8 protein-coding genes, 1 tRNA gene and 1 pseudogene are annotated in these 11154 nt (G+C 57.2%); 6 read left to right on the top strand and 4 right to left on the bottom strand.

Annotated elements, in window-relative coordinates; translation table 11 throughout:
- Nucleotides 1-6: 6 nt before the first annotated feature.
- The gene (sctV, locus tag ACP7E3_RS07690) at nt 7-2100 is read right to left on the bottom strand and encodes a type III secretion system export apparatus subunit SctV (RefSeq protein WP_017844429.1); all 2094 of its coding nucleotides are present in this window, start codon (nt 2098-2100) and stop codon (nt 7-9) included.
- Nucleotides 2097-2960: a TyeA family type III secretion system gatekeeper subunit gene (locus ACP7E3_RS07685; protein ID WP_232591228.1), complete on the bottom strand. Its 864-nt coding sequence runs from the start codon at nt 2958-2960 to the stop codon at nt 2097-2099. The genes sctV and ACP7E3_RS07685 overlap by 4 nt, the downstream gene beginning before the upstream one ends.
- Here ACP7E3_RS07685 and ACP7E3_RS07680 point away from each other — a divergent pair.
- Nucleotides 2934-3443, top strand: a complete 510-nt coding sequence (locus ACP7E3_RS07680) for a hypothetical protein (RefSeq protein ID WP_426122761.1) — start codon at nt 2934-2936, stop codon at nt 3441-3443. The genes ACP7E3_RS07685 and ACP7E3_RS07680 overlap by 27 nt on opposite strands.
- Nucleotides 3419-3970: an RNA polymerase sigma factor gene (locus ACP7E3_RS07675; RefSeq protein ID WP_026139726.1), complete on the top strand. Its 552-nt coding sequence runs from the start codon at nt 3419-3421 to the stop codon at nt 3968-3970. Before ACP7E3_RS07680 ends, ACP7E3_RS07675 begins: the two co-directional genes overlap by 25 nt.
- A gap of 50 nt (nt 3971-4020) precedes the next feature.
- On the opposite strand, the gene ACP7E3_RS07670 is transcribed toward ACP7E3_RS07675, so the two are convergent.
- The gene (locus ACP7E3_RS07670) at nt 4021-5217 is read right to left on the bottom strand and encodes an MFS transporter (protein ID WP_046384781.1); all 1197 of its coding nucleotides are present in this window, start codon (nt 5215-5217) and stop codon (nt 4021-4023) included.
- Between the two features lie 417 nt (nt 5218-5634).
- On the opposite strand from ACP7E3_RS07670, the gene ACP7E3_RS07665 reads away from it, so the two are divergent.
- The 3 genes from ACP7E3_RS07665 (at nt 5635) to ACP7E3_RS07655 (ending at nt 8008) form a co-directional block, all read left to right on the top strand.
- Nucleotides 5635-5874: a hypothetical protein gene (locus ACP7E3_RS07665; RefSeq protein WP_046384782.1), complete on the top strand. Its 240-nt coding sequence runs from the start codon at nt 5635-5637 to the stop codon at nt 5872-5874.
- Between the two features lie 172 nt (nt 5875-6046).
- Nucleotides 6047-6123: transfer RNA gene (locus ACP7E3_RS07660), tRNA-Met, on the top strand.
- 439 nt (nt 6124-6562) lie between these two features.
- Entirely contained in the window at nt 6563-8008 is a 1446-nt protein-coding gene (locus tag ACP7E3_RS07655) for a P-loop ATPase, Sll1717 family (protein ID WP_426122759.1), read from the top strand.
- 293 nt (nt 8009-8301) lie between these two features.
- On the opposite strand, the pseudogene tnpC reads toward ACP7E3_RS07655, so the two are convergent.
- A pseudogene (gene tnpC / locus ACP7E3_RS07650) lies at nt 8302-9255 on the bottom strand (IS66 family transposase); the annotation flags it as partial.
- Between the two features lie 618 nt (nt 9256-9873).
- Between tnpC and ACP7E3_RS07645 the strand changes: the two are divergent.
- Complete coding sequence (locus ACP7E3_RS07645) at nt 9874-11088, top strand: aldose 1-epimerase family protein (RefSeq protein WP_057005660.1); 1215 nt, start codon at nt 9874-9876, stop codon at nt 11086-11088.
- Nucleotides 11089-11154 lie beyond the last annotated feature (66 nt).

The raw sequence follows: 11154 nt of genomic DNA, 5'->3' as shown, positions 1-11154 counted from the left end.
TTGCACTCATGCTGCCGCTCCTCGCATCAGTTCGTCCTGGCCCAGGTCAAAGCGCCCCAGCACCTTGACCTTCGATGCACTTCCCAGCTCAGCAAACGACAGCACCGGCACATGGCTGAACTCTTCCAGCAGCAAGGTCCGCAAGGGGCTGCGCAGATCCTGGGCGACCAACATCACGCGCTTGCTTTTGGGCCGCACGGCAAACGCTTGGTTAAGCAGGTTGATCAGCGAAGCGCTGCTGTCGTTATCGAGGGCGAAGAACACCCCGGTCTGGGTCTGGCGCAGTGCCTCGCGCAGCACGTTTTCGGTCTGCGGCGACAACAGCCAGGCATGCAGACCGTCCGCCTCGCTGTACTGGTGGAAAATCTGCGATTTAAGGGCGATGCGCGCGTAGTCCGCCAAGGCGTCCGGCTCACGTTCATGCTGGCCGTACTCGATCAGCGACTCGACGATCAGGCGCACGGCACGCAACGGCACGCCTTCGCCCGCGAGGCGCTGCAGCACCGCCGAGAAGCGCGACAGCGGCATGATCCGTTGCAGCTCCTGCACCAGCTCCGGCTGGTTGTGTTCAAGCCAGCCGAGGATCGCCTTGCTCTCCTGAATCCCGAGAAACTGAGGGCCGCTGAGCATCATGGCCTGCTTCATGCGGTCGATGATCAGGCTGGTGGCGCTGAAGCGTTCCAACTGCGGGTCATCCAGCAGCGGATCGTCGGGCGGCAGCCAGAGCCAGTCCTGCTCGTCGCGCTCGGGCAACCCCGGCACCGCGTGGGCCGGCTCGGACGCCAGCGCCTTGCGCTCCACCGCCACGAGCGTGACCACCGACGCCTTGATCATCGGCACTTCGTGAACGCAAAAACGCATCTCATCGTCGGCCAGCGAGGCATCGAGTTCGACCTCGAACGGCGGCAGCGTCAGACCGATATGGGCCACCATCGCGTTACGCGCCTGGCGGATCCCGTGGATCAGTTCCGTGACCTCTGGCGAGCCTTGCAGAACCGGGGAGAACTGCAACAGGTAGGGCCGCGACGGGTCGAACCCACGCAAATCCTCGTCGCCGTTGTCCTCGGGGCGCACCGCCTCGGTGGCTTCGGCTTCGGGCTGTTCCTCGCGTTGGCGTTGGCGCATCAGGTAGTAACCGAGGGCGCCGGTCATCAGCGAAATGAGGATGAACACCACGGTCGGCATGCCAGGCAAGGCGGCGAAAGCCAGCATGCCCACCGACGCGATCATCCAGCTCTTGGGCTCGCTGGTCATCTGCCGGGCAATTTCCGCGCCCATGTTATTGGCACCCTTGCGCCCATCCGGCGCCGCACGGGTGATGATCATGCCGGCGGTCAGGGAGATCAGCAGCGCAGGGATCTGCGCAATCAGGCCGTCACCGATGGTCAGCACCGAATACAGCGCCATCGAATCGCCGGCGCTCATGCCGTGCTGGAACATGCCGGTGGAAAACCCGCCCAACAGGTTGATCACCACGATGACCAGCCCGGCAATCGCATCGCCCTTGACGAACTTCATGGCGCCGTCCATTGCGCCGAACAACTGGCTCTCGCGGCCCAGTTGTTCACGCTTGTCGCGGGCCTGGCCGCCGTCGATCAAGCCGGCGCGCAGATCGCTGTCGATGGACATCTGCTTGCCCGGCATCGCGTCGAGGCTGAAGCGCGCCGCCACTTCGGCCACCCGCTCCGAGCCCTTGGTAATCACCAGGAAATTGACGAGCGTGAGGATCATGAAAATCACCAGCCCCACCGCCAGGTTGCCGCCCACCACGAAGTTGCCGAACGCTTCCACGATATCGCCCGCGTCCTGCTCCAACAGGATCAAGCGCGTGGTGGCAATCGACAGCGCCAGGCGAAACATGGTGGTCAGCAGCAGAATCGAGGGAAAGGAAGAGAACGCCAACGGCCCGGGCAGGTACAGCGCCAGTACGATCAACAGGCAGGAAATACAGATATTCAGCGCGATCAGAATATCCACCAGCCAGGTCGGCAACGGCACGATGAAGATGAACACAATGGCCATGACCACCACCGCGCCCAAGACTTCGGCACGCCGCGCCACCTTGAGCAACGCAGCGTTGATGGTCGCCAGCACCGTCATGCGTTCCCCCTCGACTCGCCGGCAATGCGGGGGCTGCCCCGCTCCACGCGCGCGAACTCGTCCATCACCAACAAGAATTTGTGCAGCGCCTCCTGGCGCCCCCGGCTGTCACGCCACAAGGTCTGCGGCAGGCGCTGGATCACCGGGTACAGGGCGTTGAGGGACACCAGTTGGCCGCTCGCCAGCTCGCCACCGAGGTCTTCGGCCAGGCGCAATACCTCGCCCGAATCGACACCCGTGGCGGTATACCCCAACAGGCGCTGCAACAGACTCACCGAGTCCTGATCGGTGCTCAGGCGCTGCAGCAATGCCTGGCAATTGGCTAACGCCCCGCCCAACTGAGCGCAGCTTTGCAACCCCAACAGCAGCGTGCGCAACTGCGCCGTGGGCACCGAAGGCGAGTGGGCGGCGATGTCATCGGCCAGGGCCCGGCGCATCACGTTGAGGCCGTCTGCGAAGCGGTCCCCGCCGAACAGCCCCAACAACGATTGCATCATCGAAGTCAGGGATTGGCGCGTGACCACACTGGCGTAATACAGCCCACGCACGGCCTGACGCTCTTGCGGGTCGCCGGCGGCCTGCTCCAGCACGGCGGCAATGTTCAGGCCGGCCTGGATCTCGCCCCTGTAGCGCACCTGCAACCGATCGATTGCCTCTTGCGCCAAGGCCACGTCGGCGGCGCGGGCTTCGGCTTGCGCGGCCACATACTTGAGCACCACGAACGCCCGCGCCGGGTCGCCGCCGGTCAGCGCCAGCCACTTGTCCGCGCTGACGTTGTGCGCCAGTTGCGAACGCACCCGGCGCGCCATGGACGCGATGGTCTCCTGGGCCGGATGGCCAAGCTGATCATAGAGCCGCACGAGCTGCTCGACGGCAGGCACGGCCAGGCCCATCGAGCGCCGGTTCAACGCTTGATTGTTGAGCGCGACTTCCTGATTGAAAACCTGCGCAACCTCATCGAAACCCGTCGCCACGGCCGCTGTTTTTTCAGGGCTGACGCGGGGTGGGTCCACGCGTTGGAGCGGTTGCACATCGTTGATCGATTCGACTTTCATGGGGCAGGCCAGGACAAAGAGATTGTGTCCCTATGTGGCAAACGCTGGCTTTACGGTTCCAACAAATTTCCCCTCTGCAGTGTTTTGAAATTACCGGCACAAACCCGCCTGGGCTTTTGCAAGAAACCGCACAAAACCCTCAGAACAAAAAATATTTATTTATATAAATCAACACCTTGCGATTTTTTTCTGTTTGGCACAGCCGGTGCTAAAGGGGTTCCCATCGAAACCATTTCGATCGCGCCCACCCTGAGGAAAAAATCATGGATATCCCTATTGGTGCTTTAGCTCACTTTGTTGGCGACTCGCCTCAATTCATGCTCCACCTGACGGACGACCAGCAAAAAAAACTCCGGCGCTTCATCCACAAGCGCGTACTCAACCCGGAAGATGCGGACGATATTCTGCAGTTGACGTACCTGGAGGCCTGGCGCAGCAGGGAGCGTTTCAGCGGCCAGGCAACCCTTAGCACCTGGATGTGCGGCATTGCGCAGAACCTGATCCGCAACCACTTCCGGCGCATGTACGCCAAACCGGTGCATTGTGAATTCGATGAAGCGCTGTGGCACGGCCAGGAAGACAGCCAGAACCTGGATTGGGAGTTCGAGGTCAACCGCCGCCTGGAAAAAACCCTGGTCGCCATCAAGGACCTGCCCACCGAGATGCGCAAAACCCTGTACGCCTCGCTGGAAACCGACGGCAGCTATCAGGACACCGCCGACGCCCTGGACATCCCCATCGGCACCGTGCGTTCACGCCTGTCCCGGGCCCGCGAACACCTCAAGCGCGCCACCCGCAACCCGTTGCAACCGTAGTCCAGCCTAGCTGGCAACCGTTGGGCGAGAGGGATATCTGCCCAACCGTATCAGACCTTTTTCGTGCGCGGCAGCAAGATCGCCAGCAGCCCGAACAACGGCAAGAACGCGCATAAGCGGTACACGTACTCGATGCCGTGACTGTCCGCCAGGTGCCCCAGCAGCGCCGCCCCGATCCCGCCAAACCCGAACATCAGCCCGAAGAACACCCCGGCGATCATCCCCACATTGCCCGGCACCAACTCCTGCGCGTACACCACAATCGCCGAGAACGCCGAGGCCAGTACAAAGCCGATGATCACGCTGAGCACGCTGGTCCAGAACAGGTCCACATGGGGCATCAACAACGTGAACGGCGCCGCGCCGAGGATCGAAAACCAGATCACCGCCTTGCGCCCGATGCGGTCGCCAATCGGCCCGCCAAAGAACGTGCCCGCCGCCACCGCGCCGAGGAACAGAAACAGGTGCAACTGCGAGCTGGCCACCGACAGGTCGAACTTCTCGATCAGGTAAAACGTGAAGTAACTGGTGATGCTCGCCATGTAGAAATACTTGGAAAACACCAGCAGCCCGAGCACCACCAGCGCCGCCATCACGCGCCGTTTCGACAAGCCATGCGTCGCCGCCTGACCGGCCTTGAGCTTGAACAGGTTCAAGTGCGTGCGATACCAGCGGCTGATCGCATACAGCAGCACCAACGCGAAAACCGCGAACAGGCCGAACCAGGCCACATTGCCCTGGCCGAACGGAATGATGATCGCCGCCGCCAACAACGGGCCGAACGCCGAGCCCGCGTTGCCGCCGACCTGGAACGTCGACTGCGCCAGGCCATAGCGCCCACCCGACGCCAGCCGCGCCACGCGGGACGCCTCGGGGTGAAAAGTCGACGAACCGATCCCGATCAACGCCGCCGCCAGCAAAATCAGCGGGAAGCTGCCGACCTGGGACATCATCACAATCCCCACCAGGGTGCAGACCATCCCGCACGGCAACAGAAACGGCTGGGGATGCCGATCGGTGTAATAACCCACCCACGGCTGCAACAGCGACGCGGTGAGCTGGAACGTCAGGGTAATCAGCCCGACCTGGGTGAACGTCAGGCCATAGCTGGCCTTGAGCATCGGGTAGATCGAGGGCAGCACCGACTGGATCAAGTCATTGATCAAATGCGCCAGCGCCACCGCGCCGATGATCCGCATGACCAGCGGGCTGGTCTGCCCGGCGGCGGGGGAATTGCTAAGAGCCATAAGAGGGTTCCGTACAGCGGGGGAATGCACAGGTGCAGGTGCGACAATGTGCCACTTTTGCCCATGGCAAGGCTATCCCGTTAGGGAGCTAACGACTGTAGCGGTCACGCTTTGTAAAAGGCCAGCAGGGTGGATCGCTTTAATTTGAAGGATGTTTCCTAGACAATCCCCGGCGCCTTGTGCCTGTGGAAACCGCTGGCTAGTCTTCGATCCGTCACTGGAATCAGTGATCGGGTTTAGTCGCCCGGATTCTTAATCAGGCGCATGCACCTCCATGAGTTTTATGGTGGTTGTGCGCAGGGCACCTTCGGGTGCGCCGGATTTTCCTGATTAGCCGGTCGACTAACCTGCGTACAGCCGCCACCCATTCGTTTAGTCGCGACGGGGCCGGCTTCTGACTTAATCAGGAGTTACACCATGACCAAAGCACTCCCCGATCCGCCTAGCGACTGCCTCGCCGTCAACGAACACCTCAGCTTCGAAGACGCCCAGCTCTACATCGCCCACCTGATCCACAGCGCCTCGGCCACCGTGCTGGACTGCGGCGACCACCTGCCCCCCCACGACCGCGCCAAGATCCACGCCGTGTGGCACCTGCTGGAAATGGCCAAGACCGTGGTCGACCGCTCCATCGACTGCATGCCCCGCACGTCCTGACAGCCAACGCCGATCAAATGTGGGAGACCGGGGCGTGCCATAAAGACCTGCAAATCCCCCTGCCACCCGTCGGCCCAGCCAGGGCTTTTCGTTAAACAATTGAAAGCGTAGATAAAAATTCAATAAAAACGCTTGACGCTTTGTCGTTCTCCGCGAATAATGCGCGCCACTTGGCTACATAGCTCAGTTGGTTAGAGCATAGCATTCATAATGCTGGGGTCCGGGGTTCAAGTCCCTGTGTAGCCACCAAGTACCGATCCATAGACGTCTACAGCAGTCTATGAATCACCTCAAGAAGCCCGCCTCGTGCGGGCTTTCTTGTTTCTGGCTGTTCACCTCTGTCTACGCCTATCCGGCCATGCTGCAAAAATAACGGCGATCATTGCTGAGCGGGGTTAGTGCACGGACTTGCCCACCCATTTGCATTCGACCGGACCAGTCATTTGCATCGGATTTGACCAGCACGATTCGTGGGCATGACCGGCAGAAATCGGCCAGAAGCAGTCATGCGAACGTATCAATGAAAAGGGCGCGCCTTAGATCAGCCTCGCGAGCCAAGCGAGCTCACTCGCAATCACTGGCCGTTTTGGTCAGTCTCGACACCGTTATGAGCACAGGCAGATGGCTATCACGCGTGTGCTTATCAAGGTTAAGATGCTTCAAAATTAAGGTCAATTAGGGATAAGGCATGGACGTTAGAGCGATCAGTACTTTTGGAGCTGTTGCTGCAGAAGATGAGCCCGTGTTGAATTACTTTGTGGAAACAAGCGCTGTCACTGAAATTAGTGATGGCGAGAAATTTTTAGTGTTGGGCAGGAAGGGATCTGGAAAGACAGCCCTTGTGCGTTATTTTAATGAGAAAAAGCAAAATGGGCTTGTTTCAATTGCTCTTAACCTACGAGGATACCCTTGGACTCTGCATGCCAAGCGTTCTGACTCTGATGTAGACGAGTCAGAACGGTATGAGGCTAGCTGGCGTTATCTCATAGTTGTAGAATTTGCCCAAGTAGTAGCTAAGAGACTAACTGGGCAATCGAAATGGACGGACGAGGCAAAGAATCTAATCGAGTTTTTTTCTCAGAATTATGGAGGCATCGATGTAGGTTTGGGCGATTTTTTGCGACCCGAAAAACTGAGCCTTTCCAAGGCGTCATTCGAACCTCAACTGTTAGGAGTTAAACTAGGGGGCATAACACTTGAACGTAAAAGCGAGGAAGGAGGTTTGGCAAGAGAGCTAAATCTTCTATCTGATCTCATCCTTAAAAATGCATTGTACCTATGCGGCCGTGAAGGAATTGAAAAAGTTCTGATTCACTTTGATGAACTCGATCAGGGGATGTCGAAGTTCGATCGTCCTCGGCAACAAATGCTGACAGGTTTGATTTTGGCTACAAGGTCAATTAACCGAGAGGCGGCCAAGAACTCCGTCAAGTTGAAGTCAGTAGTATATCTTCGCACTGATTTATGGAACCAAATAAATTTCTCAGATAAAAACAAAATCACCACAACTTCAGTTTTAGATATTTCCTGGGATGAAAAATCTCTCTTGAGTGTTGTGAACTCTCGGGTGAATAGTATCGCTGGAAAAAATTGGGATGCGATCCATGATGCAGCTACTATGCGAGGTCGTCAGCAAAAATTTTCTTATATAGTAGCTAGAACATTCTTACGTCCGCGCGATGTGATCAGCTTTTTAAATATTTTGCTTTCAAAGGCGAAGGAACGTATTAGTACCAAAGGTGGTGTAACAGTCTTTACAAACAAAGATATTGTGGCGTCGAGGCGTGAATATTCTACATATCTTAGGCTAGAGTTGCACGATGAAATATCTCCTCATTGGGCGGAGTGGGAAGATTCTCTTAAAGCAATTTCTAAGATGGGTCGATTGTCATTTGCTCGCGTTAGCTTTGAGGATCGTTATCCTCAGTCCGTTACTGCAGAAAATAATTATACATCTGAACAAGCGTTGGAGACGCTTTACGAGTACTCAGTACTAGGCGCGTACAGGGCATCTGGTTATGGTGGTAAGAAGTGGGTCTATAGGTACTCCGAACCAGGTGAAGCGTGGGACAGTTCGGGCAATTTATTCAAAGTACACCTAGGATTAAAGGAGCATTTGGCTCTAAAAGAGTAATCTCTGATCATATCCAAGTGGCCATATATTGGTCGAAAGGAGAAGAGGTAGAACCTCAGATTTTGGCCGCTCACTGCCTATCACGATGGTCAGGAGTCGGCCAACAGCGGACGCTCTTGACCGATCGCTTCCAAACCAAGGCGGTGAATCGTCGAGGACAGTTTTCAATCTACCTGACGAAGCAAAAATGGATTTAAAACCGGAAGTGATTAACTTCCACTGATGAACTGATAACGGCCTTAGATTTTAGTAAGCGCTCCATGAACCCCACATTTTAAAGGTGGGATCTATGGCTATCTTGGAATTTGCGGCGTGCAGTTCCACGGCAGCAAGGCCTCGAAGTCTTCTACGATCAAGGCTTGTGGCAGGCGCTCAAGTGCGTGGCGCAGCCACGCATAGGGCTCTTGGCCGTTGGCTTTAGCCGTCTCGACCAGGCTGTAAAGTTGAGCGCTGGCCGTCGCGCCTTTGGGCGTGTCGCTGAACAGCCAATTCTTGCGCCCGATCACGAAGGGCCGGATCGCACGCTCGGCGGCGTTGTTGTCGATCGGCAAGTAACCGGCTTCGGTGTAGCGAACCAACTTGATCCAGTTGCTGGCCAGGTAGCTGATGGCTTTGCCCAGTGCATTTTGCGCCGTCACTTGTGGCTGGGTTTTCTCCAGCCATGTTTGCAACTGCGCCAACACCGGCAGGCTGCTTTGCTGGCGGCTTTCGTAGCGATGTTCATCGCCGACTTCTTTTAAATCTCGCTCGATACCGTAAAGCTTGTTGATCAGATTCAGGGCGATATCAGCACGCCCGGTTTTGCCTTTAGGCTGCACCTTTTGCGCCTCGACAAACTTGCGTCGCGCATGTGCCCAACAGCCTAAACGTTCGACACCGGATTGCGCGCCCAAGGCGTTATAACCAGCGTAATCATCGGTCATCAGGTAGCCGCGATAACCTTCGAGCAGGCGCGATGGAACCTCCTGCGCCCGGCTGGTCGAGTAGTCAAAAAGGATGACAGGCTGATCCGGCGGCCCGCCGGCTTGCACCCACATCCAGGATTGACTGGTCGGCTCTCGATCAGGCTCTTTCAGCACCTGCACGCCCGTTTCGTCGCAGTGGATGACGCGACTTTCCAGCAGTCGATCACGCATCAAGTTGAGCAAGGGTTGCAGGTGTTCGCCGCACTGGATAACCCAGCGTGCCAAGGTTTTTCGTGGAATATCGACGCCGTGGCGACCGAGTACTTTTTCGAAGCGATGCAGTAAAAACGGGGTCAGACCACTTTTATTAATAGTGGTCTGCCCCCTATTTCCGCCTTGACGCCCCGCTCGCGATTGACCGCGAGCCCCCAGACACACAATGGGGCCTAAGACCAGTTCGACTGTCAGATCGGGACGAAAATCGCGCTTCTACACAATTTTTTGTGTCTGCTGGTCAACCCACGCCGACAGATTTTACGTAGCAACGCATTCTTCAAGACTGTGCCCGCGGTTTTCAACGTCTGGGGCGTTTTCTGCCTGTCACGACTGACCGGCTTGGGCCGATTGTGTTGAAAAAGTCGGTTTTCTCAAACTGCCGAAAAATTGATCGGTGAAAGCTCCTTCTTGCACGCTGCTACGTGAATTCTCAGTTCGAATGCTTCTGCGGAAATTCTGGATTTCAATCTCAGGCGCTTATTTTTTTCCATGGAAACTAAGGCCGACTTTTTCAACAGAATCGGCCGATCGCTGCCTTTCGCGAAGAGCAACTTAGGGTCGATTTTAGCCGGTCACAGAAGGCAGAAATGGGCTATCAGCGACATTACCGTGTCGATCTTTTAGCTTGCTGAAACGTTTCATCACGTTTATAAAAATGGCACAACTCCAAGAAAGGCTGCCGCCATGACCCCGCTCAAACTTTTTGTTGCCATCAGCGCACTGTCCGCTGCCTCCCACGCCATGGCCTGGGATTACGTTCTGCTCGACACTGACAAAGCCGCCCAGAGCTGGCAGATCACCAGTCAGCAACTCGGAATAAAAACCGACAAACCCTTCAGCGTTACCTTGCGCACCTTGCACGGCGGTCGGCAGGAGGGCGTCAGCATCGTCGACATCGATAACGGCACGATGAAACTCTCGGTAGTGCCGACTCGCGGAATGAACGTCTTGCAGGCCTCGGTTGGCAATGTACGCATGGGCTGGGATTCGCCGGTCAAGGAAGTGGTCAATCCGTCTTTCATCGAACTCAATGGCCGCGGTGGTCTGGGCTGGTTGGAAGGTTTCAATGAGCTGGTCACCCGCTGCGGATACGAATGGGTCGGCCACCCCGGCGTCGACAACGGCGAACTGCTGACCCTGCACGGTCGGGCCGCCAACATTCCTGCGAATAAAGTCACGCTGCATATCGATGAAAAACCACCGTACGCCATCACCCTGCGCGGCGAGCTGAAAGAGCAGGCGTTCAAGAAGGTCGACTTCTCGGTCGCGACCGAACTGGTCACCGAACCCGGCAGCGTCGTGTTCGCCCTCAACGACACCCTGACCAACAACGGCGACTATCCGAAGGAATACCAGGCGCTGTATCACAGCAACTTCAGCACCCCGTTCCTGGAGCAGGGCGCTCGTTTCGCCGCGCCGGTGAAACAGGTGTCGCCGTTCAACGACAAGGCCAAGGACGATCTCCCCGACTGGCAAACCTACCGCGCACCGACCAGAGACTACGACGAAACGGTGTACAACGTGGTGCCGTATGCCGATGCCAAGGGCGATACGTTGACCGTGTTGCATAACAAGGCCGGCAGCCTGGGCGTTTCGGTCGGCTTCAATACTCAGACACTGCCCGTGTTTTCCCTGTGGAAAAACACCGACACCCAAGGCCAGGGCTATGTCACGGGGCTGGAGCCGGGGACAAGTTTTTCCTACAACCGCCGTTATCAGCGGCCACTGAATCTGGTACCGACAATTGGGCCCAAGGAACACAAGCAGTTCCGCATCAGCTATAGCTTGTTGGCGGATAAGGCGGCGGTGGATAGAGCCTTGAAGCAGGTTAGCGAGATTCAGGATGGGCGGGAGACTGAGGTGCGGCAGACGCCGTTGGTTGATCTTACCAAGGGGTGACACGGGCTGGAGCATTGTCGGCCGATATTGCAGCCCCTCGGCCATATGTTCGCGTCTGAGCCCGTC

The organism is Pseudomonas sp. PSPC2-3 (assembly GCF_049898265.1).
In the GTDB taxonomy this organism is placed as follows: domain Bacteria; phylum Pseudomonadota; class Gammaproteobacteria; order Pseudomonadales; family Pseudomonadaceae; genus Aquipseudomonas; species Aquipseudomonas veronii.
The sequence above is the reverse complement of the archived record's forward strand: the minus strand, read 5'-3'. Positions and strand labels throughout refer to the sequence as shown.

Coding starts and splice junctions, on each gene's coding strand:
- sctV (WP_017844429.1), bottom strand. CDS start 2,100: ATGACGGTGCTGGCGACCATCAACGCTGCGTTGCTCAAGGTGGCGCGG.
- ACP7E3_RS07680 (WP_426122761.1), top strand. CDS start 2,934: ATGGCCAAGCTGATCATAGAGCCGCACGAGCTGCTCGACGGCAGGCAC.
- ACP7E3_RS07675 (WP_026139726.1), top strand. CDS start 3,419: ATGGATATCCCTATTGGTGCTTTAGCTCACTTTGTTGGCGACTCGCCT.
- ACP7E3_RS07670 (WP_046384781.1), bottom strand. CDS start 5,217: ATGGCTCTTAGCAATTCCCCCGCCGCCGGGCAGACCAGCCCGCTGGTC.
- ACP7E3_RS07665 (WP_046384782.1), top strand. CDS start 5,635: ATGACCAAAGCACTCCCCGATCCGCCTAGCGACTGCCTCGCCGTCAAC.
- ACP7E3_RS07655 (WP_426122759.1), top strand. CDS start 6,563: ATGGACGTTAGAGCGATCAGTACTTTTGGAGCTGTTGCTGCAGAAGAT.
- ACP7E3_RS07645 (WP_057005660.1), top strand. CDS start 9,874: ATGACCCCGCTCAAACTTTTTGTTGCCATCAGCGCACTGTCCGCTGCC.